Source organism: Streptomyces sp. NPDC019937 (assembly GCF_040631655.1).
In the GTDB taxonomy this organism is placed as follows: Bacteria; Actinomycetota; Actinomycetes; order Streptomycetales; family Streptomycetaceae; genus Streptomyces.
In genome coordinates, this window is the sequence record NZ_JBEYAL010000010.1 from 23,002 (window position 1) to 44,753 (window position 21,752).

Genomic DNA, 21,752 nt, shown 5'->3' on the forward strand with positions numbered 1-21,752 from the left:
ACCTTCCCGTTTCGGTGGCACAGGTCACAGTCGTGGCTGCGGCAGGTGTGGCGAAAGCCTGCGTTCCCGTTGAACGGGAACGCAGAGCGGAAAAGTCAGGGATGGGAGCGAATCTGCTGGTCACGTAGCGAGCGGGAAATGGAGATGGCGGCGGTGCGTACGGCGGGCGCCAGCCGTTCCGGGCGTCCACCAGTGGTGTGCAGGACGACATCGAGTGCTGCGACAACCGCTCCCGAGGCGTCTCGAATGGGCGCGGCGACCGACAGTGACCCCAGCGTGAGCTCCTCGTAGGCGAAGGCGACGCCCGTGCCGCGTACGTCGTCGAGGACCCGGACGAGCCGGCCGGGTTCGACGATGGTGTGTCGGGTGAAGCGCGCCAGTGGTGCCGCCAGCACATTGGCCTGCACCTCTTTGGGCGCATGAGCCAGCAGCACCTTGCCGACCCCGGTGGCGTGCAGCGGCAGGCGCCCGCCGCGGCGCGACTTCACCAGCAGCGCACCGGCCCCGGAGATCTTCTCTATGTAAAGCGCCTGACTGTCCTGACAGACGGCGAGATGAACGTTCTCCTTGGTCCCCTCGAACAGGTCCTGCATGACCGAGAGGGCGACGTCGCGCAGCGACTCGCCGCGAGGGGCGAGCGATCCGAGCTCCCACATGCGTAGCCCGACCCGGTAGCCGGCACCGTCACAGCGCTCCAGTCCGCCCCACGCGACGAGCTCGGTGGCCAGCCGGTGCGCCGTCGACAAGGGCAGCCCGGTGCGGGCGCTGAGCTCGTTGAGGGTGAGCTCAGGGGAGTCAGGGCCGAAGGCGTCGAAAAGCGCGACGACCTTGCTCGTTACTGAGCGCCCCGGAATCTCGACCATGGTCCCTCCGTTCACCGCTTGAACCCGGATATCTCCAGAAACGGTGTTTACTGGACAGATCCGCGTCACCCGCAGCTCTCGCCATAGGTGGGTGTTCCAGCTGCGAGCAGCCGGCGGGTCCATTGGAATGCTGTGGTGATGTGTGTGTCCAGAGTCTCGCTCAAGACTGGGGTGGGCAGGGATGCGGCCGGCGCAAGCATGACGAATTCCCGCAGCGGTACGCGGGGCCCGGTCTTCCCCGGCGAGAAGTGCCTCGACCGGCCCTCGAAGACCCGGCGGGCAAGGGCGTCGAGGCCGTCCGCCCCATCCGCGACGAGATCCACAAGCACGTCGAATCCGTGATCGCCGAGATCGACGCGAAGGCCGGAGAGCGACGGGTCGGCTGTGGGGCGTCAGCCGCACAGTCAGCCCCCGCGCCCGACCGCCTTCGCCCGGTCACGCGCCCAGCCCGCAACAACCGCGCCGATGGCGACGGCGGGTTGAGACCGTCGTGCAGACTGCTGACGTCCCGCGGTGAAGGGGTCTTCCGCCTGGTCCTCGGCGATGTGCCGCACTACCGCACGGAAGCCGGCGTTCTGTCAGAGTTCGGCGAGTTCCACCCAGGCCCCGATCTGATCGGGGGCCGGGCCGTCGGGGAGTTGGGGCATGGCGGATCGCATCAGGGTCACGAACTCGGGATTGGCATCGAGGTCCCTGAAGGTGTCGTCGATGAAGTCGGCTACCAGTCGGCGCGGTTCGGGGCCGTGGAGCCGGTAGCCCGCCGGGCTCCGGCCGGTCGGCGGGACGATGCCCTGGTCGGAGTAGAACCGGATGGTCTTCACCGTCAGACCGGTCCGGCGGGATAACTCTCCGATGGAGTAGAGGCCGTCGCTGTCCATACACCTCAGCTTGAGGTCTCCCTTCGCAGGAGACTCAACCGATGCCGGATATTGCCGCAGGAACCCTCGCGGGATGCGGCCTCAGAGGGCGGTTCGTACGGTGATGCCCGTTTCCGGCCGAGGTGGGGCAAGGCCGCTGGTGGAGGGTCCGTCAGCTATTGCTTCCTGGCGAAGTTGCCGGTGTCGGCCTCGATGAGGACGCCGGGTTCGACCAGGCGTTTCAGCTTGGCACGGGTGCTTCGACGGCCCGGGCGGCGTCTTCCTGGAGGCCCACCTCCCTCCGGCACGGCATCTGCTGCGGTTGGCCGCGCCGGTTGGCCACGACGGGCTTGTTCACGACCGTACCCATGGACAGGGAGACGGGATCGGGGGCGCCCCGCCGACGGAGCAGCCGCGACTCGGAGACACTACCCAACCCGGTTACATTGCACTGTGGCGCAACTCGTCCTGCAGTTCTTACTCCAGTAATTACCGCGTAGAAGCCATGTTGATCAGTCGATCAGACACCGTCTTGACAGGTGTCTTACGGCTGCTGATACTGGTGCTCCCGACCGATAGGAGGCACCGTGCACGATCACGACGAGTACCTGTACTTCCTTCGCCGCGCCTTCGGCGGGATGCTCGGCGCGCTGGAAGAACTGGGTGACGACCTCGGCAACACCGCGCCGCCCCTGCCCGGCGCCAACTCCCCGTACGCCATCGCGTACCACTGCACGGCGGTGGCCGACTACTGGCTGGGGCACGTGATCGCGGGGCGCCGCGTCGACCGCGACCGGCCCTCCGAGTTCACGGCGAAGGGGGACGTGCGGAGCCTGCGGAGGGAGGTCGACGCTCTCTTCACGCGTCTGGAAGCAGACCTGCGCCAGGCGCTGCCGTCACAGCCGCCGCGCAATACGCCGCCTGCCGACTTCGAGGGCCCTGATCGTCCCCTGAGCGTGCGGGGCGTCCAGCTTCACGTACTGGAGGAACTGGCCCAGCATCACGGGCAGGTTCAGATCACCCGCGATCTGCTGCGGGCGGGGGCCCCGGCATGAAGCCCGCGCCGACTCGGGGAATTCCCGGCTTCGATGACCTCGATCCCGGCTGGCTGCGCGCTCGCGGCAGCGTGAAATGGCACCGTCCGGAGGAGGACGTCCTGCCGGCGTGGGTGGCCGACATGGACTTCCCCACCCCGCCGCCGGTGGTGGCCGCGCTGCACGAGGCCGTCGACCGCCGCGATCTCGGTTATCCGGACTGGCCGGACGGCAGTCCGTTGCGTACGGCCTTCGCCAAGCGGATGGCCGAGCGCTATGGATGGGCCGCGCCGGCCCACCGGGTGCGTGAGCAGACCGACCTGATCCAGTGTCTGCAACTCGTCCTTCACCTCGCGACGTCGGACGGGGACGCGGTGGCGGTGCAGGTTCCCAACTACCCGCCGTTCCTGGCGACGTTGCGGACGATGAACCGGCGAATCGTGCCCGTCCCGATGGAGGACACCGACGACGGCTGGCGCATGGACTTCGCCGCCCTGGACACCGCGGTGAAGCGGTCCGGCTGCACGGCACTCGTCCTGGTCAATCCGCACAACCCCACCGGCCGGGTGCTGACGCACGACGAACTCGGCGAGCTCGCGGCCATCGCGCGCCGCCACGATCTGCTCGTCGTCAGCGACGAGATCCACGCCGAGCTGACCTACGCCCCCCACCGGCACATCCCCTTCGCGAGCCTGTCCGACGACGCCGCGCGCCGCACGGTGACCCTGACCTCCGCGACCAAGGCGTTCAACCTGGCGGCCATCCGCTGTGCCGTCACGCACTATGGCCCGGACCGCCTCCTCGTGCTGCGGGACGCCCAGCCGCCCGACCTGTACGGCACCGTCTCACCGCTCGGTGTGGTCGCCACCCTGGCCGCGTGGGAGCACGGCGACGCCTGGCAGCGCGATCTTTTGACCGTGCTGGGCCGCAATCGCCGGCGCGTCCGCGACGTGGTACGTGACCGGCTCCCGTCCGTCCGCCACCACCTGCCCGAGGCCACGTACCTGGCATGGCTGGACACCCGGCCGCTCGGCCTGGGCGAACCACCGGTGGAGAAGATGCTCAGCGACGGCCGGGTCCTGCTCGACGGCGGCGTCCCCTTCGGTCCCGACGCCGCGGGGTTTGTACGGCTGAACTTCGCCGCCTCGCAGCAGGTGCTGGACGAGGTCCTGGGCCGGGTCGCCGACGCACTGGGCGGGCGGGAGGGGTGACGGCTGTGCTGGACACCACCTGGCAGCATGGCCGTGTGGATGATTTCGTCTTCGTCAGCGGACGGCTCTGCCTGGACCTCGCCGGCACCCTGCTGTGGCGGCGGAGCCGGCGCATCGAACTGCTGCGTTCCCCTGACGACCTGCGACGCTGGATCCACCAGGCCGGACTTCTCGACGCGCCCGGCCCGCTGGACGCACGCGCCCTGACGAGAATGTGCCGTCTGAGGGAATCCGTGTACACGCTGGTTGGCGCATGGCCCCTGACAGCGGCCGCGGACAGCCAGGCGCGGGAAGCCCTCGCCGAGGTGAACGAGGCGGCGCGGTTGCCGCTGCCGAGGCTCCAACTCGACGAGAACGGTCACCTGACGCGTACCGGAAGCGTCGACGAGGTGCTCGGCGCGGTGGCCCGGGACGCGGTGGATCTGCTGGGCGGCACCGACTTCGCCCGCGTGCGGGAGTGCCTCAACGAGGAGTGCACCCGGCTGTTCGTGGACCTGTCGCGGTCCGCCAACCGGCGCTGGTGCGGCATGGCCGAGTGCGGTAACCGGCACAAGGTGGCCAACTACCGCAAGCGGCGGCAGCAGGCGGCACGCTGACCGCTTCCCGGCGTCGCATGCCGCCAGGTGGGAGCCCTGCCGTACCGGTGGCCGCGGCTCCGAACCCGCCGTGCTTCGCACGGGGCGAGACGACCGCCGCCTACAGGGGGGTGCCGCCGAGTTCCCGGTGCCACAGCACCTCGCACAGCCGCTTGTGCCCTTCGGCCTGATGCCGGCGACAGGTGCGGTACGGGAGCGGACCCCTGTGACAGCGCGCCGATGTGCACGTACTCCGTGACCTTGCTGGGTCGGAGAGCCGTTGCCGCTGATGGATGACACTACGGCGGTGCCGGGGTGCGCATGCGCGGTGCCTGCGGACTGCTGTCATGCACGGCCACCTCGATGCTGTCCGGGTGCGCGGTCAGGTCCAGGGCACAGGTGCCGCCGCCGTGGCGCAGGGCGTTGGTGACGAGCTCCGAGACGACCGAGGCCGACGCAACGTCGCTGCTCAAAGCAGGTGTCCCCGATTGGAGCGGGGCCGCCACGCACCGTTCCGTGTTCAAGGTCGACTATCTATCTGACCAGCGCACGGAAATCTGCATCGGCCGGAGTAGACATTGGGCGGTGGTGTGGCTATGGTTTCTCTCGTAGCCGAGATCAAGCAGGGCCCGGCAGAGATGAACTGCCGGGCAGTAGTACACGCAGTTGAAGTTCGCAGGACGGTGCGGTGGTGGAGCTTCGAAGCCAGAGTTGCGCAAGACGGCGACGAGGCTGACGACCGGACCGGGTGGCCCGCAGTGATCAGGGGCCGCCGTGAGCAGTACCGCAGTAGCAGTTCAGTAAGTGCAGTTCGCAGTACCAGCAGTATGCAGTTCCCGTTTGGTAAGTAGTTCATCCAGAGGGAAAGAACGGAGGAGTTGAGCGCCATCAGGATCGCCCGGGCGGAAGTCTTGAGCCCGGGTACCGCGGGACATCGATAGTGAGGTGGTCTCCGGTCAAGCAACCGCGATCCCCGCACCCCCGACAGCATTCAGGTCGGGTCTGCGAAAACAGAAGGCCGGCGCAGTACCAGGGTCGGCAGATGGTGTAGCAGTTCCTTCGGGGCCCTGGTGCCATATGGCACCAGGGCCCCTCGACGCGTTCCACAGAGAGGTGCGATGACAGCAGACGACTCGTACAGCCGTCTCGACGACGACGACTACCCTGCCTACACCATGGGCCGGGCCGCCGAGATGCTCGGCACCACCCAGGGCTTCCTCCGCGCCATCGGCGAAGCCCGCCTGATCACCCCGCTCCGCTCCGAGGGCGGGCACCGCCGCTACTCCCGCTACCAACTGCGCATCGCGGCCCGCGCGCGTGAACTCGTCGACCAGGGCACCCCCATCGAGGCCGCCTGCCGCATCATCGTCCTCGAAGACCAGCTCGAAGAGGCCCAGCGCATCAACGCCGAATACCGCCGCACCGCCGAAGCGTCCGGCCACCCCCGGCCTGAGACGGTACGCCCGCCGGGTACCGGCGGGCCCCGGCAGACACACGTCACGGCATGACACATGAGTGGTTCCCTATGGTGATTTCCCGCAACGCGTGGAAGACCCTGCCGATGGATCGCGAACACCGCGTCCGGTTAGCCGCCGTCGCCGGGCGGCGAAAGGGCCTGCCATGCACAGGATCGGGGGCGCGCAGCCATGGCTGCGCGCCCCCGGCTGTTGAGGCGTATCCGGGGACGGCGCCACCTCGGCCGGGAATGCCTGAAGCCGGTCGCTTCAAGCTCGCGTGCCGCTTGCTCGGTGCGGCTGTCGTGTGGTTGGAGGAGCAGACGTTCAGACGCTCGTCCAGGCTTCGAGGAAGGCTTTCCGCCCAGCGGGATCGTCCGACCTGCGGTCGGCGTGCAAGACGCGCCAGGCGGTGAGTTCGAGATCTCGGAGCCACAGTTCTCCGATGACCTGTGTCTTGAGGTCGGGAAGATGGTCGGACTCGGCGAGGGCCTGGCCGATCACCTCCCCGGCTGCGAAGCGTTGGGGCGGGGTCATCTCATCGACAGCCGAGAGGATCTGCCGGGCCAGGGCGGTTCCTTCACCTGCCATGGATTGCAGCACCTCAGCCTTGATGTTGGCGGGTAGCAGGTAGGCGGTGCCGGAGGACCTCCACAGGTCCGCCCAGAAGCGTTCGCCTGCCTTGGTGGGGGCAGGCAGCGCGGCCAGCAGTCCGAGGAGATGGCCGATGGCCGCGTAGCCACCGGAGTGGGCGGCCGCGACGACGGCGATGCCTGCGACGCGCTCCACATCGAGGTGGCCGGCTTCGAGGTCCGGAGCCAGGCCCAACTGGTGTTCCAACTGGTCTGTGAGGGGTGCGGATACGTGGGGACGGACCTCAGGAAGCATCGGCGATCCTTGCGGGTAGGCGAGCGGAGATGTCCGTTCGGAAGCCCTGATCGTTCCCACGACCAGCCGATCTACTCGGCTTCGGGCGGCCCAATCGCGGGCCCTGCCGTCGCCTGCGGGTGGGCCAATATCTATGACCGCGAGGTGAGGGTTAAACGCGCCGCGCGGGGAGCGTTTTTACCGCAACTGACAGAGCGAAAAAAACGCACACGGACCACCACTCCATGCTAGTGTCGATCTCAGTTGCAGTTGTGGTTCCCAAAGCTTCAAGCGCCTTCGCCGGTATTTTCAGCCATCGGAAGCGTTTTCGTGTTGCCGGTCATTTTCCGGACGGGGCATCATCGCGGCGACCCGGTATCCGCGCACCGCGGATACCGGCGTACTGCCCCAAAGGAGATATGGCATGACGTCAGGCACCGTGAAGTGGTTCAACGCAGCCAAGGGTTTCGGCTTCATCGAGCAGGACGGCGGCGGCCCCGACGTGTTCGCCCACTTCTCGAACATCGCCGGTCAGGGCTTCCGTGAGCTGCTCGAAGGCCAGAGGGTCACCTTCGACATCGCGCCGACCCAGAAGGGTCCGACGGCCGAGAACATAGTTCTCGCCTGACGCGCGCCGTGCAGCTGGGGCCCGCATCCCTCGGGGATCGGGCCCCTTCGGAGCTATACCGGTCGACGTCCTGGATTTCACGTCCGCATGACGTCACTCATTTCATCGCCTGCGCCCGCACCGGATTCGCTGCAAGCCGGATGCGCTTTCGCATTCCATTCGGCCCGTTCTTGTGATTCCCGCGCCACTCTTCTGCTGCGAGAATTCCCTTGATGCGTGCCGTCGAGGAAGGTTCTGAATGAACCCCACCCGTACGAACGGCCGTATTTCCCGCCCCCGCCGGACCGACAGCCCCGCTTTCGGCTCCAGCACCGGTTCGAGGCGAGGCGCCCGCTTCGGCTCGCCCGCACCCAGCCGTTCCGGCGGTCGGAGCCGCTCGCGCGGCCACGGCCGCCGGCCCGCCACGGTGCAGGGCGAGTTAGCCCTGCCGGAGACGATCGCTCCCGCGCCGCCCGCGGTCGAGGCGTTCGCCGACCTCGGCATGCCCAAGCAGCTGCTGGCAGCGTTGACCACGCAAGGCCTGAACATCCCGTTCCCGGTCCGCCCCGAAGGCCGGCGGATGCTGTTCTCCGCCACCCTCGACCGCAACGTCGACCGACAGGTCCGCCGCTACCTCACCGACCCCGTCGTCCACTCCGTCGACCCGCCGACCGACCACAAGGACTACCTTCACCGCAACGGCCGTACCGCGCGCCGGCGAGTCCGGCAGCGTCGTTGGTCGCCCCCAACCAGCGCCGCGACGTGAACCGCCTCATGACGGCCGGCGGCATCGTGCCCCAGACCACCCAGGTCCGCTCCGGCGAAGAGGCACTCAGCCGGATCACCGGCGCCCGGACTCCCTCCGGCATCCCCGTGAGGATCACCGCGCCGGTGGCCGAGCGGCGTAAGCGCAGCGCGGCCTCACGCGGCCGACGCAGCCGCTTCGGCTGCCCGGCGCGCGACCGCGCGGAAGTCCTCCTTCGACGCGGCGGCCCAGAACCTTCTTGATCAGGAAAATGACCCACCTCTACAGGAGGCACATTGTGGCGCTGATTCAGATGCAGCCCCGCTCGGCAAACGCCGCCCCCGTGCACAGGACGGTGGCCGACGCCATGGACACCGCCGGACCACAGGTCTGCGATGACATGACCATCGAGGTCGCCCTGTCCGTCATGGCAAGCGCCCGCACCGTACACCTCCTCGTCAGCGACGACGACGGCCTGTGCACCGGTCTGATCACCCAGGCCCAGCTCACCGCAGTCCGCGACAGCTCCGCGTACACAGACCGGATCCGGCTGCGCGACGTCCTCGGCGACCGCGGCCCGTTCACCTCTCCCGTGACCACCATGGCCGAAGCCCAGCACGCGATGCGCTACCGCCAGCTCGATGCCCTGCCCGTGGTCGACGAACACGGCAGCGCCTTGGGCGTCCTCGCCCTTGCCCGGTGAACCGCCTCAACCCCCTCAACCGCCTCAACCGCCTCAACCGCGGCAGAACCATCCCCCTTCGCTCTTCTCCCTGTGAGGCAGCATGCGCTGTGTCATCGCCCGCTTCCCCTTCGACCTCACCAAAAGCGGCGTCCTGGAATCCATGAAGGGCGTCAAGCCCGAGGAAATCTTCGGCGAGTCCGTGACCATCGGCCGCCGCACCTACCCCGCCAAACAGGTCGGCCAGGTCATCACACGCCAGGACCGCCGCGATTTCAGTGCCGGCGAAGTCCTCCGGGCCATGACCCAGCTCGGCTTCACCTGCCGCGGCCTTCCCCGGGCCGCCGCGCCCGAACGAGTTCTCAGCCCGCTCCAACAGGCGTCCGCGATGCTCGGCGCCCCTGCGGCCAACTGACCGACGGGCGGGCGCGAGCCGCCATCAAAGAGCAGCGGTGAGGGTCCGACCGGAATGCACCGGTCGGACCCTCACCGCGTGACGGGGATTCTCGGCGCGGCAGTGGGTCAGTGGTCGGAGTAGCTGAAGTCGCCCATGGTCCAGGCACTGACGTCCTCGATCGCTACCCGGTACATCCCACCCGTCTCCGGGATCCCCACCGCGCCCTGCAGAATCCGCGCCACATGGAAATGCAGATGCGTGGGCGGTTCCGCCTCGCGCGTCGCAGCGGTGAAGACGGCGGAGAAATCGCTCAGGCGGGCCGAGTCCGCCAAAACCTCCGACACCCGCTGCCTCCACACGGCTTCCGGAGCCAGCCGCCCCGTGATGACAGCGCCACCCGCTACCACGGTCAGAGACATCTGATTGCTGTGCCCGGACTCCACCAGGGCGGCGATGTCAACGAGCAGTTCGTCAGGCTTCGACATGAGAGACGATTTTAATCACCGGCCGTCCGGGCAGCTGAAGCAGTGGTGCTACAGGAAAATGCAAGATCGTCCCGCGGTCCCGCTGAGCGCACCGGTTGTTCCCCGTCGCTCGCGTCAACTGCCTCCGCTGGGAAACGATGTGTACATGTCTTCTTCCGGAGCGGCCATCCGGCCCGCGAGCCACGACGACCTGAAAGCCGTGGCCGACATCTACACCCACTATGTCCGCCACAGCGTGATCACCTTCGACGAGACGCCCCGCTCCGCCACCGACTGGGAGCAGCTGCTGGGCTCCCTCACCGTCCGGGGTCTGCCCTTCCTGGTCGCCGAACTGTCGGGCGCCGTGGCCGGGTACGCGTACGCCGCTCCGTGGCGCCCCAAGCCCGCCTACCGGTACACGGTGGAGGACACGATCTACCTCGCCCCCGACGCCACCGGCCAGGGGCTGGGCACCGCCCTGCTGGGCCGCCTGATCGACGAGACCGTCCGGGCCGGGAAGCGGCGGATGATCGCGGTCATCGCGGACACCGGCGGCGACGGCACCGGCAGCGACGCGTCGACAGCGCTGCACCGGCGCTTCGGCTTCACCGAAGCGGGCCGGCTGACCGCCGTCGGCCATAAACACGGCCGCTGGGTCGACACGATGCTCCTGCAACGGTCCCTGCCGGAGCAGGACTCCGCATGAGCAGTGGGGGCCGGGCGCGCGGGCGGCATGCTGTCGGGCAGGGCGGGTAGTCGGCAGGCACGCCTCACAGAGGAGTGCTTCATCATGATTTTCGCCATCGTCGGCATCTGTGTCGTTCTGGCCGTGCTGGCCTTCCTTGTTCCCCGCCTGTCCCGCCACCCCGAACGGGGCACCCAGCGCACGCTGGGCGCCGGTTCACGCGCCGGGGGCAAGGCCCCCGGCGTCCTGGGCCGGATCCTGAGCAAGCCCTTCCGCAGCAGCTCCAAGGCAGTTGGCCGCAGCGGCTCCGCCGGTCGGCGCGCCCGGGGCCACATGCCGTTCTAGGCGGTACGGCCCTGGAGGTTACCGCCTGAGGCTCAGGAGGACGGGGGCGTGTGCGCCGCGTCCAGCTTCTCCAGCGTCCCCTGGAGCCAGCCGCGGGCCCCGCCCATGTGCAGTGCGAAGCGCGCATGGGACAGGGGCCTGGTCAACGGGTTGCGGCGGTGGGCGCGCGCCGCCTTCTCCGCGGCCCTGATGGCCTTGACGGCGAAGGAGAGGCGCAGCTGCAGATCCTCGGGCTCCGTGACGTCGACCAGTTCCGCGGCGCAGGCGACGACCTTGTCGGCGGCGCCGTCCAGTTCGTCGGCGGCGCGGCGGATGCTGGAGGGATCGTCGAAGGTCACGATCAAGTCGTGGACCTCGCGTAAGGCGGCTATGGCTGCTGTGGACATGCGCCTAGCATGCCGTAACCGGAGCCCCGGCCTCTTGCCGCGCGGTGGCGGTCGCGCACCAATCCCCGGCCCGGAGGACCGGACCAGGGACGGCTTCCGCGCGTACGACCCCGGGGTTACTGCTGGGGCGGAGGCTGCTGCGGAGGAGGCTGCTGGGGCGGAGGCTGCTGCGGAGGAGGCGGCGGGGGCGGTTGCTGCGGAGGAGGCGGCGGCGGGGGTTGCTGCTGCTGGTTCTGCTGGTTCGGGTCCGTCGGCTGCTGCGGCGGGGGCTGCTGCTGGGGCTGCTGGTTCTGTTGCCCCGGATCGGACGGCTGCTGGTTGGGCGGCGGCTGCTGGCCCGGATCGGACGGCTGCTGACCGGGATCCGTGGGCTGCTGGCCCGGATCGGACGGCTGCTGGCCCGGATCCGTGGGCTGCTGGCCCGGGTCCGTGGGCTGCTGGGACTGATCCGGCGGCTCGGACGGCTCCAATGACGGAGTATCGGACGGGGGGATCGTCTCCAGGCCCAGCGGCGAGTGGCGCTTGATCCTCTTCGGCGCCTCCGCCAGGTTCGGGGCGTTCTGCTCACCCGGCATCGCCAGGTACTTCGGGTAGTGGGACGGGGACAGCACCACGTCCCGCGCCTTCTTGCCCTTGGCGACACCGATCACCCGCCGGAACAGCTCCGACTTGCCGGACGTCACCACGGTGATCCGCTTGACCGCGTCCGGGGCCGGGCGGATGACGGTGACCGCGTTCCGGGAGAAGCCGGACCACTGGGGCCCGGTGAACGTCAGCTCGGCGCCCTTCTTCGGGGCCGCCGCACGGATGGGGTTGCCGGAGGCGCACTTCACGACCGGCATGCCCGTCCTGTCGACGAACACGGCGGTGCCCGCCTGGAGAACGGTGGCCGCGGGTTTCACCCGGCCCTGGTAGCCGTACGTCCTGGCGTAGGTGTCCGACCGCAGGACGACGCCGGAGAGCCGGTGCACATACGCCCGTATGCGCTCCGGCCGGATGTGCTGGGCCTTGCTCCAGGCGGCGGCCTTCTTCGGGGCCGCCTTGAGGTCGTGGATCAGCTCCTGCCGGTCGCAGGCCCGCCGGCCGGGGGTCCCGGCGTAGAGACCGGGGGTGTCGCCCTGGAAGGCCCGGCCTCCGTTGGAGGGCGAGACCACATGCCGGCGGTCATGGCCGACGGCGGAGGTGAACGCCGGTACCGAGGTCTTCCCGACCGGTTCGCGGCGGTATTCCGCCGTCGCGGCCCACCCGGAGGGGGTGACCGTCCCCAGGACCGCCACGGCGGACACGACGGCGACGGATCCGGCGGCAAGTCCTGATCGGCGCGAGGTGAGATGCCATGAGATCGAGCGCATGTCCGTTTCCCTTCCCTCGCCCCCATGCTGCGCTCGGCCCGCGGATCGCCGCGTCCCCCGAAACCCCGACATCCGCCCCCACCTTCGGGGGACCGGCCCCTCTCCCCCATCCGCGGAACCGGGCCCCGGCATGACGCAGAACCGCCCCCGGTCCGGTGGCCCGGACCGGGGGCGGCCGCTGCCCCTCGCGGTTCTGTGGAGGGATTCCCCGAACATCATGGAACATCGCGGATATATCCCTCCTCTTTAGACTAAACGCAAAACCCCATCCACGCTTCTGGAGGGAGAAGGCGATGACCGGCCCTGTCGTCGCTGGCGTCGACGGCTCGGAGCGCAGCCTGGTGGCGGCGGAGTGGGGCGCGCGGGAGGCCCACCGCCGAGGGGTCGGGCTGCGGCTGACGCACGCGTGTCCGCCGCTGCCACGCAGGGTCTCCCCGGTGCCCGGATGGACCGCGTGGCAGAACGTGGGCGAGCAGATGCTGCGCCGCACGGCCGACGAGTTCAGGGGCCGCCACCCCGGCCTCGACGTCGAGGGGGTGCACACCGACACCGAACCCGAGCAGGCCCTGCTCGCGGCCGCGGCGGACGCCGCGCTGCTGGTCGTCGGGGCGCGCGGCTGGGGCGGCTTCGACGGGCTCGCCGTCGGATCGGTGGCACTGTGCGTGGCGGCCACCGCGGACTGCCCCGTCGTGACGGTGCCCGACACGGCAACGCGACCGTCCGCCATGGACCAGGACGCCGACGAGGTGGTGGCCGGTGTCAACGCGCACGATCCGGCGGACGAGACGATCGGCTTCGCCTTCCGCGCCGCCCGGGAGCGGGACGCCCTGCTGCGGGTCGTCCACGCGTGGGCGCTGCCCCCGGCCTCGCCCTCCGCCTGGATGCTGACCGTGCTGGAGGAGGACCGCGGCCTGTGGGAGGACCAGGAGAGCCAGGTGGTCTCCGACGCCCTGCGGGCATGGCGGGAGAAGTGCCCGCAGGTCCCGGTGGTGCCGGATGTGGTGCTGCTGGGTCCGGCGCAGGCGCTGGTGCGGGCGTCGGAGCGGGCCCGGCTGCTGGTCGTCGGGCGCCGCACGAGCCCACGGGTGGCCGAGCGCCGCCTGGGCCCGGTCGCGCACGCGGTGCTGCACCACGCGCACTGCCCGGTGGCCGTCGTACCGCACCCCGCCTGACCGCGGGCAGACGCGCGGACATCCGCCCTCCCCCCCCCCCCCCCGGTCAGCCCATGCCGTCACCCCCCTCATCCGAAATCCGAAATCCGACTCCGCGAAGCACGCGCCTCATCCGAAGAACACGCCGAACTCCGCGTAGAGCGCGGGGTCGACGGTCCTGATCCCGGCCGCGGCCTCGGCGAGCGGTACGCGCACCACGTCCGTTCCGCGCAGCGCGACCATGACGCCGAACTCCCGGTCCATCACCGCGTCGACCGCGCGCAGCCCGAAGCGGGTGGCCAGCCAGCGGTCGAAGGCGCTGGGCGTGCCGCCGCGCTGTATGTGCCCGAGCACGGTGGTGCGGGCCTCCTTGCCCGTGCGGTCGGCTATCTCCCGGGCCAGCCACTCCCCGACGCCGGACAGCCGCACATGGCCGAACGCGTCCAGCGCCGAGTCCTTGACCACCATCTGCCCCTCCTTCGGCACGGCCCCCTCCGCCACCACCACGATCGGCGCATACCTGATCTTGAAGCGGTCCTCCACCCAGCCGCAGACCTGGTCGACGTCGAAGGGCTGCTCGGGTATGAGGATGACGTTGGCCCCGCCCGCGATGCCCGAGTACAGGGCGATCCAGCCCGCGTGGCGGCCCATCACCTCGACGACCAGGGTGCGGGTGTGGGACTCGGCGGTGGTGTGCAGCCGGTCGATGGCCTCGGTGGCGATGTTGACCGCGGTGTCGAAGCCGAAGGTGCTGTCGGTGCCCGCGACGTCGTTGTCGATGGTCTTGGGCACGCCGACGACGTCGATCCCCTCGTCCGAGAGGGCCGCGGCGACCCCGAGGGTGTCCTCGCCGCCGATGGCGATCAGGGCGTCCACGTCATGGTCGGCGAGCGTCCCCCGGACCCGGCGCACCCCGTCCTCGCTGGCCAGCGGGTTGGTGCGGGAGGAGCCGAGGATCGTCCCGCCGCGGGGCAGGATGCCGCGCACGGCCGGCACGTCCAGCGGCACGATCCCGCCGTCGAGGGCGCCGCGCCAGCCGTCCCGCACTCCGACGAAGTCGAGGCCGTGCACCTCGACGCCCTTGCGGACGATGCCGCGGATCGCCGCGTTCAGCCCAGGGCAGTCGCCACCACCGGTCAGCACCCCGACACGCATCTCCGCCTCCCTCCAGGACCTTCGATCCCGCCCCTCTCCAGAGTCCACCCATCGTCGCCCGGGCGCCCACTCCACGAAGCCCGCACCTGTGGATCACCTGCCGGATGATCGGACTGATAAGACTGATGCTTCCGCGTTGTGGATAGACTCCGCCGCGGTTTGCACCAGGGGAAACAGCGCGAGAGGCAGTACGAGATGGCCCAGGCGAAGAAAATCGCTCTCTACATGCTGATCGTTTTCGTGCTGTACACGATCATCAAGACCCCGGCGCGGGCAGCCGACCTCGTCCAGGTGGGGTTCGAGGGCATATCGGACGCCGCCAAGAGCGTCGGCGAGTTCATGAGCGAACTGGTCAACTGAGCCCGTCGCCCGGGATGAGCGGCCGGGTATCAGCAGCCGGGTGATCAGGGGCTCCGCCTTCCGGGTGCCGGCTGCCGCGTACCGACGGAAGCAACCGCCCCACTATGGGGCAATTTCGCCACCAACACGTAGTAAAGCGGTGCTTGCACACAGTGCACATGTCTTGTGATGCTATGACCGCTTTGCCGGGTGAGTACATCGTGAAGGGGTGGCGTGACCGTGTCGGCCCGTACCGCGCCCAGAACCCCGCCCCGAGGCGATGGCGGCAGAGGCGACGGCGGCAGCGAGAGCGGCAGAAGCCGCGGGGCTGACGCCAGAGCCCTCACCCAGGTGCTCTTCGCCGAGCTGTCCGGCCTCACCCCCGGCACCCCCGAGCACACCCGGGTGCGCGATGCGCTGATCGAGGCCAATTTGCCGCTGGTCCGCTACGCCGCCGCCCGCTTCCGCAGCCGCAACGAGCCCATGGAGGACGTGATCCAGGTCGGCACGATCGGCCTGATCAACGCGATCGACCGGTTCGACCCGGAGCGCGGCGTCCAGTTCCCGACCTTCGCGATGCCCACCGTGGTCGGCGAGATCAAGCGCTACTTCCGCGACAACGTCCGCACCGTGCACGTACCGCGCCGGCTGCACGAGCTGTGGGTGCAGGTCAACGGCGCGACCGAGGACCTGACGGTACTGCACGGCCGCTCGCCCACCACCGCCGAGATCGCCGAACGGCTGGGGCTGGGCGAGGACGAGGTGCTGGCCTGCATCGAGGCCGGGCGCTCGTACCACGCCACCTCGCTGGAGGCCGCCCAGGAGGGCGACGGACTGCCGGGGCTGGTCGACCGGCTCGGCTACGAGGACCCGGCGCTCGCCGGAGTCGAACACCGCGACCTGGTGCGCCACCTCCTCGTACAGCTGCCCGAGCGCGAGCAGCGTATCCTTTTGCTCCGTTACTACAGCAATCTGACTCAATCTCAGATCAGCGCCGAGTTGGGTGTCTCGCAGATGCATGTGTCCCGGCTGCTGTCCCGCAGCTTCGCCCGGCTGAGATCCGCAAATCGGATCGAACCGTCATCGTGACGGGGGACCCCCACCCCGAACCTTCGGCGCTGTAATGTCGACATGGCGCTACAGCGTGTTGCCGACATGTGACATTCTGCTGGAGTCGCGTTTGCGGCGGCCCGACCTCCGGTATTCAGGGGAAGGCTGCGTTGAACGCTTCAGAGCGCAACTGGGATCCGTCCGCGACCTCAAGGGGGTGGCATGTCCGTAGAACTGGGCAGCTCGAAGGTGCTCACCAACGACGCACCGCACGTGCTTGACGACTGCGACGCCATCGACACCCGCACCCTCTCCCGCTCCCTGTTCCTGCGGCTTTCCGCGCTCGACCGGGACAGCGAGGAAGCCGGCTATGTACGTGACACCCTCATCGAGCTGAACCTTCCGCTGGTGCGCTACGCGGCGGCCCGGTTCCGCAGCCGCAACGAGCCGATGGAGGACATCGTCCAGGTCGGCACGATCGGTCTGATCAAGGCGATCGACCGTTTCGACTGCGAACGGGGCGTGGAGTTCCCGACCTTCGCGATGCCGACCGTCGTGGGCGAGATCAAGCGCTTCTTCCGCGACACCAGCTGGTCGGTGCGCGTGCCGCGGCGGCTGCAGGAGCTGCGGCTGGCCCTGACGAAGGCCAGCGACGAGCTGGCCCAGAGCCTCGACCGCTCCCCGACCGTCACCGAGCTGGCCACGGCGCTCGGCGTCTCCGAGGAGGACGTGGTCGACGGGCTCGCGGTGGGCAACGCCTACACCGCGTCCTCGCTGGACTCCCCCTCCCCGGAGGACGAGGGCGGCGAGGGCTCCCTGGCCGACCGGCTCGGCTACGAGGACAGCGCCCTGGAGGGCGTGGAGTACCGCGAGTCGCTCAAGCCGCTCCTCGCCAAACTGCCTCCGCGCGAGCGCCAGATCATCATGCTCCGCTTCTTCGCCAACATGACGCAGTCCCAGATCGGCGAGGAGGTCGGCATCTCCCAGATGCACGTCTCCCGGCTGCTCACCCGGACGCTGGCCCAGCTGCGCGAAGGGCTCATCGCGGACTGACCCTGTACTCCTGACGGGCCGTCAGCCACACTGGCCCGATGCGACCCGCAGGGAGTCGGACAACGGGCCGCCGGGGCACGGCACTCGCCACCTCGGCGGCCGCGCTGTGCCTGGGCGCGCTGCTCGGCGGCTGTGCCGGTAGCGGCCAGGGCCATGTCGCCACCGGGGCGGCCGGACCCGGTGACGGGCGGGCCCCGACGAAGGCCGTCCCCCCGGAGGGCGGCGTCGACCTGGTGCCGCTGGACCGGGGCGACGGCTCCGGCGAGCGCCGCCGGACGGACGGGAAGAGCGCACCGGGCACGGCACCGGGCCCGGCCGGCGCGGAAGGGACGAGCGGCGCGTCCCCCACCACCGCGTCCAGTACGGGTACGCCCGGCCCGGCGGCGTCGGCGCCCTCGCGGCCCCCGAGCACCGGCTCCGTCGGCAGACGGGGCGGCGAACAGGGCGGGGATGCGAGTCCGGGCGGCGGTACGGGCCCGGGCGGCACGGGCTCCACCGGCGGACGTACGGACGACGAGCCCGCGCCTCCCGCCCCACCCGGCGGCACGTCTCCCGCGCCCTCCACGCCCTCCGGACCGGCCGCCCTGAAGGTCGGCGACCCCGAGCGCACGGCGACCGACGAGCGCTGGTGCGAGAAGGTGACCGTCGAGTTCCGCAACACCGGTGGGCTGCCCGTCGTATCGGGCGAGGTGACGCTCTCGACGCATGTCGTCGACGCGCTCGGCCTCGACTGGGCGACGCTGGAGTCGAAGCGGAAGCTGCCCGCGCCGATCGGCGCGGGTCAGAAGCGAGTACGGACCTGGAAAGTGTGCGTGGACGCCTGGCGGGTACCCCTGGGGATGCACATCGAGACCCGGGACGTCTCGGTCGACTGGAAGCCCTGGAAGCCTCCGAAGCCCCGGAAGTCCGGGGCAGCCGAGGTGTCCTGAAGGTCCGACAGGTCCCGAGGGACCGGCGGATCAGGCCAGCGCCAGCCAGGCCACCGCTGCGACGATGACGACCGCGGCGACCACACCGACGATCACGCCGACCCGCGAGCCGCCGCTCGACGTGGCGGCCGTCTGCGGCTGCCGTCCGCCGTCGTCGACGAACGCACGGAACATCTGGGTGGAGCCGGCCGGGTCGTGGTTGCCGCTGGGGCTCTGCGGGTTGTTCGCCATGGGCCCAGACCCTAGCGAACGCGCGGATTCCCGCCCACCCCTGGGTCACTTCAGGCACCTCCCACCTCAGTGGCCCCATTTGACCGATAAGAGGACAAGCCTTTAAGGGGAATTTACTACCTCAAGCCACCCAGTCATTTGCCTGTAGCAACTAACTTCCTCTATGGTTGCCTAAAGCAACCTAAAGTCTCAAGGAGGTGCGATGGCAGCGCAGAGCCAGTACGAAGAGCTGGCCCGTCAGCTCAGCGCCATCGGCACCGTCAAGCGCGGTCTGGGTCGCGTCCTCCCGGCCGACTGCCCGGCCGGCTCGGCCGTCGTCCTCATGCTCCTCGACCGCTACGGCGAGATGCGCATGAGCAAACTCGCCGAGCTGCTCGGCATCGACATGTCGGTCACCAGTCGCCACGTGGCCCATGTCGCCGATCGGGGCTGGGTGGACCGCAAGCCCGATCCGCTTGACCGGCGCTCGCGGCTGCTGAGCATCAATGCGAACGGATTGACTCTGCTCAGCCAGGTGTCGGAGCGCTACACGCAGGCGCTCGCACACTGTCTGAGCGACTGGTCGGACGAGGACGTCGGCCACCTCAACGAACTTCTCGCCCGGCTGCGGTCGAGCTTCGGTGACACCCGGCACCGGCTCCTGCCGCACCAGGTCGAAAGCACCACCCGTACACCCTCGCAAAGTTAAGGACATTCATGGCAACGACCACACCGGACGGCGGTGTGCGGGGACCCGCGGGGCACCCCGCCCACGCCAAGCACGGCGGAGGAGGACACCACGGCCATCAGGGCCAGGGTGCCGACGCCGCGGCGCCGATGACCCACCGGCAGATCATGGAGGCCCTCTCCGGGCTGCTGCTGGGCATGTTCGTCGCGATCCTGTCGTCGACCATCGTCTCCGCCGCACTACCCAAGATCATCGCTGACCTCAACGGCAGCCAGTCGTCCTACACCTGGGTGGTCACCGCAACCCTGCTGGCCATGACGGCCACCACCCCGCTGTGGGGCAAGCTGGCCGACCTCTTCAGCAAGAAGCTGCTGGTCCAGATAGCCCTGCTGATCTACGTCGCGGGCTCGGTGGTCGCCGGTCTGTCGCAGAACCCCGGCATGCTGATCGCCTGCCGCGTGGTCCAGGGCGTCGGCGTCGGCGGACTGTCCGCCCTCGCCCAGATCGTCATGGCCGCGATGATCTCCCCGCGCGAGCGCGGCCGCTACAGCGGCTACCTCGGCGCGACCTTCGCCGTCGCGACGGTCGGCGGTCCGCTGCTGGGCGGCGTGATCACCGACACCGACTGGCTGGGCTGGCGCTGGTGCTTCTACGTCGGCGTGCCGTTCGCGGTCATCGCGCTGGTCGTGCTGCAGAAGACCCTGAAGCTCCCGGTCGTGAAGCGGGACGTCAAGGTCGACTGGGGCGGCGCGTTCTTCATCAGCGCCGCGGTCTCGCTGCTGCTGATCTGGGTGACCTTCGCCGGTGACAAGTACGACTGGATCTCCTGGCAGACCTACGCGATGGTCGGCGGTGCGATCGTCCTCGGCCTGCTCTTCGTCCTGATCGAGTCCAAGGCGAGCGAACCGATCATTCCGCTGCGTCTCTTCCGCAACAAGACGATCACCCTCGCCTCGCTGGCCTCCCTCTTCGTCGGTATCGCGATGTTCGCCGGCACCGTCTTCTTCAGCCAGTACTTCCAGCTGGCGCGCGGCAAGACGCCGACGATGTCCGGCATCATGACCATCCCGATGATCGGCGGCCTGTTCGTCTCCTCGACCATCTCCGGTCAGATCATCACCAAGACCGGTCGGTGGAAGGCGTGGCTGGTCACCGGCGGTGCGCTGGTGACGGCGGGCCTCGGTCTGCTGGGCACCATCCGGTACGACACCCCGTACTGGCACATGGCGATCTACATGGCGCTCATGGGCCTCGGCATCGGGATGATGATGCAGAACCTGGTCCTGGCCACGCAGAACCAGGTTGCCCCGCAGGACCTCGGCGCGGCCAGCTCCGTCGTCACCTTCTTCCGCTCCCTGGGCGGTGCGATCGGTGTCTCGGCGCTCGGCGCGGTGCTCGCCACCCGGGTGACCGACTACGTCAAGGACGGCCTCGCCGAGCTCGGCCCCAAGGGCCGGGCGTTGGGTCACGGCGGCACCGGCGGCGGGGGCATCCCCGACGTGCAGGCGCTGCCGCAGCCCATGCGCACGATCATGGAGAGCGCCTACGGGCACGGCATCGGGGACGTCTTCCTGTTCGCCGCCCCGGCCGCGCTGCTCGCCTTCCTGCTGACCCTCTTCATCAAGGAGGTCGCGCTGCGCACCAACACGGGCTCGCCGCAGACCGCCGAGGACGTCCCGGCGGGCGACGCGGCCCCCACGACCGCCACGGCCACCGCGGAGACCGGCCACGGCCGGACCGAGGAGCGGGAGCCCGCCCTGGTGGGCGCCCCGGCCGCCGACCTGTCCACGTCGGACTCCGGGCGTGCCCCGGCCGCCGCGGTCGCCCCGCAGCGCCTGGCGGCGTACGCCTCGGCCGGTGACGGCGGATCCGGGCACCAGCCCCGGCAGGGCGTGCACGGCTTCGTGCGGAACGCGGAGGGCGGCGCCGTGCCGCGCGCCGCGGTGACGCTGATCTCGCTCGCCGGGCGGCAGCTCGGCCGTTCGGTGGCGCACACCGACGGCTCGTACGCCCTGGATGCCCCCGGCTCCGGCTCGTACGTGCTGATCGCGGCCGCCGACGGCCACCAGCCGCAGGCCTCCACGGTCGTCGTCGGCGACGAACCGCTCGGCTTCGACATCGTGCTGTCGGCCACCAGCGGGCTCGTGGGCACCGTGCGCGGCGCCGACGACGGGCAGCCGGTGGACGCGGCCATGGTCGTGGTCACCGATGTCCGCGGTGAGGTGCTGGCCACCGGCAAGACCGGTGAGCAGGGCGAGTTCAGCTTCGAGGAACTGGTCGCCGGAACCTTCACGGTCGCGGTGAACGCGCCCGGCTACCGGCCCTCCGCGCTGCCCGTCGAGGTCGGCTCCCAGGGCCTGACCCGGCTGGAGATCGCGCTCCAGGCCGGCGCCCGGGTGCAGGGCACCGTACGGGCCGGGGCCGACCGGCGCCCGCTGCCCGACGCGCGGGTCACGCTGGTCGACGCGGCCGGGAACGTGGTCGCCACCGCCACCACCGGTGAGGACGGCGCGTACGCCTTCACCGACCTGGACGCGGGCGACTACACGGTCATCGCGAGCGGCTACCCGCCGGTCGCGGGCAACCTGACGGTCGCCGGGCACGGGATCGACGGACACGACGTCGAACTCGCCCACCCCGGCGACTGAGAACT

At 69.8% G+C, this 21,752-nt stretch carries 23 protein-coding genes and 4 pseudogenes; 18 read left to right on the plus strand and 9 right to left on the minus strand.

Annotated features, from left to right (window positions below; all coding sequences use genetic code 11):
- Positions 1 to 95: 95 nt before the first annotated feature.
- Positions 96 to 863 carry an IclR family transcriptional regulator gene (locus ABZ562_RS12125; RefSeq protein WP_361476941.1) on the minus strand — a complete coding sequence of 256 codons (768 nt, stop codon included), beginning with the start codon at positions 861 to 863 and terminating at the stop codon, positions 96 to 98.
- A 228-nt stretch (positions 864 to 1,091) separates the two neighbouring features.
- On the opposite strand from ABZ562_RS12125, the pseudogene ABZ562_RS12130 reads away from it, so the two are divergent.
- Positions 1,092 to 1,225, plus strand: a pseudogene (locus ABZ562_RS12130) (phosphotyrosine protein phosphatase); the annotation flags it as partial.
- A 219-nt stretch (positions 1,226 to 1,444) separates the two neighbouring features.
- On the opposite strand, the pseudogene ABZ562_RS12135 reads toward ABZ562_RS12130, so the two are convergent.
- Positions 1,445 to 1,741, minus strand: a pseudogene (locus ABZ562_RS12135) (MerR family DNA-binding transcriptional regulator); the annotation flags it as partial.
- Positions 1,742 to 2,307: 566 nt separating this feature from the next.
- Between ABZ562_RS12135 and ABZ562_RS12140 the strand changes: the two are divergent.
- From ABZ562_RS12140 to ABZ562_RS12150, 3 genes are all read left to right on the plus strand, one after another.
- The gene (locus tag ABZ562_RS12140) at positions 2,308 to 2,775 is read left to right on the plus strand and encodes a DinB family protein (RefSeq protein ID WP_361476943.1); all 468 of its coding nucleotides are present in this window, start codon (positions 2,308 to 2,310) and stop codon (positions 2,773 to 2,775) included.
- 71 nt (positions 2,776 to 2,846) lie between these two features.
- Positions 2,847 to 3,965, plus strand: a complete 1,119-nt coding sequence (locus ABZ562_RS12145; RefSeq protein ID WP_361476945.1) for an aminotransferase class I/II-fold pyridoxal phosphate-dependent enzyme — start codon at positions 2,847 to 2,849, stop codon at positions 3,963 to 3,965.
- Between the two features lie 35 nt (positions 3,966 to 4,000).
- The gene (locus ABZ562_RS12150; RefSeq protein ID WP_361476947.1) at positions 4,001 to 4,561 is read left to right on the plus strand and encodes an ABATE domain-containing protein; all 561 of its coding nucleotides are present in this window, start codon (positions 4,001 to 4,003) and stop codon (positions 4,559 to 4,561) included.
- Positions 4,562 to 4,851: 290 nt separating this feature from the next.
- Here the strand turns inward: ABZ562_RS12150 and ABZ562_RS12155 are convergent.
- Positions 4,852 to 4,986, minus strand: a pseudogene (locus ABZ562_RS12155) (ATP-binding protein); the annotation flags it as partial.
- Positions 4,987 to 5,658: 672 nt separating this feature from the next.
- Between ABZ562_RS12155 and ABZ562_RS12160 the strand changes: the two are divergent.
- On the plus strand, positions 5,659 to 6,048 hold the full coding sequence (locus ABZ562_RS12160) for a MerR family transcriptional regulator (protein ID WP_361476949.1): 390 nt from the start codon (positions 5,659 to 5,661) through the stop codon (positions 6,046 to 6,048).
- 273 nt (positions 6,049 to 6,321) lie between these two features.
- Here the strand turns inward: ABZ562_RS12160 and ABZ562_RS12165 are convergent, their stop codons facing one another.
- A complete protein-coding gene (locus ABZ562_RS12165; protein ID WP_361476951.1) occupies positions 6,322 to 6,882 on the minus strand; it encodes a hypothetical protein in 561 nt (186 codons plus the stop codon).
- A 403-nt stretch (positions 6,883 to 7,285) separates the two neighbouring features.
- Between ABZ562_RS12165 and ABZ562_RS12170 the strand changes: the two genes are divergently transcribed.
- From ABZ562_RS12170 to ABZ562_RS12185, 4 genes and pseudogenes are all read left to right on the plus strand, one after another.
- On the plus strand, positions 7,286 to 7,489 hold the full coding sequence (locus ABZ562_RS12170; RefSeq protein WP_361476954.1) for a cold-shock protein: 204 nt from the start codon (positions 7,286 to 7,288) through the stop codon (positions 7,487 to 7,489).
- A 238-nt stretch (positions 7,490 to 7,727) separates the two neighbouring features.
- Positions 7,728 to 8,462, plus strand: a pseudogene (locus tag ABZ562_RS12175) (hypothetical protein); the annotation flags it as partial.
- Between the two features lie 49 nt (positions 8,463 to 8,511).
- On the plus strand, positions 8,512 to 8,916 hold the full coding sequence (locus ABZ562_RS12180; RefSeq protein WP_361476956.1) for a CBS domain-containing protein: 405 nt from the start codon (positions 8,512 to 8,514) through the stop codon (positions 8,914 to 8,916).
- Positions 8,917 to 8,998: 82 nt separating this feature from the next.
- Positions 8,999 to 9,310, plus strand: coding sequence for an SCO5918 family protein (locus ABZ562_RS12185; protein ID WP_361476958.1), 312 nt, complete (start codon positions 8,999 to 9,001; stop codon positions 9,308 to 9,310).
- Between the two features lie 107 nt (positions 9,311 to 9,417).
- Here ABZ562_RS12185 and ABZ562_RS12190 read toward each other — a convergent pair whose 3' ends face one another.
- Positions 9,418 to 9,777: a hypothetical protein gene (locus ABZ562_RS12190; protein WP_361476960.1), complete on the minus strand. Its 360-nt coding sequence runs from the start codon at positions 9,775 to 9,777 to the stop codon at positions 9,418 to 9,420.
- Between the two features lie 145 nt (positions 9,778 to 9,922).
- On the opposite strand from ABZ562_RS12190, the gene ABZ562_RS12195 reads away from it, so the two are divergent.
- Complete coding sequence (locus ABZ562_RS12195) at positions 9,923 to 10,462, plus strand: N-acetyltransferase family protein (protein WP_361476962.1); 540 nt, start codon at positions 9,923 to 9,925, stop codon at positions 10,460 to 10,462.
- An 81-nt stretch (positions 10,463 to 10,543) separates the two neighbouring features.
- Positions 10,544 to 10,786 (plus strand): DUF6411 family protein, encoded by a 243-nt coding sequence (locus tag ABZ562_RS12200; protein ID WP_361477433.1) that lies wholly within the window; start codon positions 10,544 to 10,546, stop codon positions 10,784 to 10,786.
- Positions 10,787 to 10,818: 32 nt separating this feature from the next.
- Here ABZ562_RS12200 and ABZ562_RS12205 read toward each other — a convergent pair whose 3' ends face one another.
- Together ABZ562_RS12205 and ABZ562_RS12210 are read right to left on the minus strand one after the other, a co-directional pair.
- Positions 10,819 to 11,172 (minus strand): hypothetical protein, encoded by a 354-nt coding sequence (locus tag ABZ562_RS12205; protein ID WP_361476964.1) that lies wholly within the window; start codon positions 11,170 to 11,172, stop codon positions 10,819 to 10,821.
- Between the two features lie 116 nt (positions 11,173 to 11,288).
- Positions 11,289 to 12,524 carry a DUF6777 domain-containing protein gene (locus tag ABZ562_RS12210; protein WP_361476966.1) on the minus strand — a complete coding sequence of 412 codons (1,236 nt, stop codon included), beginning with the start codon at positions 12,522 to 12,524 and terminating at the stop codon, positions 11,289 to 11,291.
- A gap of 293 nt (positions 12,525 to 12,817) precedes the next feature.
- On the opposite strand from ABZ562_RS12210, the gene ABZ562_RS12215 reads away from it, so the two are divergent.
- Complete coding sequence (locus ABZ562_RS12215) at positions 12,818 to 13,696, plus strand: universal stress protein (protein ID WP_361476968.1); 879 nt, start codon at positions 12,818 to 12,820, stop codon at positions 13,694 to 13,696.
- 108 nt (positions 13,697 to 13,804) lie between these two features.
- On the opposite strand, the gene ABZ562_RS12220 is transcribed toward ABZ562_RS12215, so the two are convergent.
- Positions 13,805 to 14,830: a 6-phosphofructokinase gene (locus ABZ562_RS12220; RefSeq protein WP_361476971.1), complete on the minus strand. Its 1,026-nt coding sequence runs from the start codon at positions 14,828 to 14,830 to the stop codon at positions 13,805 to 13,807.
- 159 nt (positions 14,831 to 14,989) lie between these two features.
- Between ABZ562_RS12220 and ABZ562_RS12225 the strand changes: the two genes are divergently transcribed.
- The 4 genes from ABZ562_RS12225 to ABZ562_RS12240 all read left to right on the plus strand — a co-directional run bounded on the left by ABZ562_RS12225 (position 14,990) and on the right by ABZ562_RS12240 (position 18,201).
- Complete coding sequence (locus ABZ562_RS12225) at positions 14,990 to 15,190, plus strand: hypothetical protein (RefSeq protein WP_361477448.1); 201 nt, start codon at positions 14,990 to 14,992, stop codon at positions 15,188 to 15,190.
- A 213-nt stretch (positions 15,191 to 15,403) separates the two neighbouring features.
- Positions 15,404 to 16,258, plus strand: coding sequence for an RNA polymerase sigma factor SigF (locus ABZ562_RS12230; protein ID WP_361476974.1), 855 nt, complete (start codon positions 15,404 to 15,406; stop codon positions 16,256 to 16,258).
- Positions 16,259 to 16,441: 183 nt separating this feature from the next.
- Entirely contained in the window at positions 16,442 to 17,272 is an 831-nt protein-coding gene (locus ABZ562_RS12235) for an RNA polymerase sigma factor SigF (protein ID WP_361476977.1), read from the plus strand.
- 38 nt (positions 17,273 to 17,310) lie between these two features.
- Positions 17,311 to 18,201 carry a hypothetical protein gene (locus tag ABZ562_RS12240; RefSeq protein ID WP_361476980.1) on the plus strand — a complete coding sequence of 297 codons (891 nt, stop codon included), beginning with the start codon at positions 17,311 to 17,313 and terminating at the stop codon, positions 18,199 to 18,201.
- Positions 18,202 to 18,231: 30 nt separating this feature from the next.
- Here the strand turns inward: ABZ562_RS12240 and ABZ562_RS12245 are convergent, their stop codons facing one another.
- Positions 18,232 to 18,432, minus strand: a complete 201-nt coding sequence (locus tag ABZ562_RS12245; protein WP_361476983.1) for a hypothetical protein — start codon at positions 18,430 to 18,432, stop codon at positions 18,232 to 18,234.
- Positions 18,433 to 18,634: 202 nt separating this feature from the next.
- On the opposite strand from ABZ562_RS12245, the gene ABZ562_RS12250 reads away from it, so the two are divergent.
- Together ABZ562_RS12250 and ABZ562_RS12255 are read left to right on the plus strand one after the other, a co-directional pair.
- Positions 18,635 to 19,120 carry a MarR family transcriptional regulator gene (locus ABZ562_RS12250; protein ID WP_361476985.1) on the plus strand — a complete coding sequence of 162 codons (486 nt, stop codon included), beginning with the start codon at positions 18,635 to 18,637 and terminating at the stop codon, positions 19,118 to 19,120.
- Positions 19,121 to 19,128: 8 nt separating this feature from the next.
- Positions 19,129 to 21,747: an MFS transporter gene (locus ABZ562_RS12255; protein WP_361476988.1), complete on the plus strand. Its 2,619-nt coding sequence runs from the start codon at positions 19,129 to 19,131 to the stop codon at positions 21,745 to 21,747.
- Positions 21,748 to 21,752 lie beyond the last annotated feature (5 nt).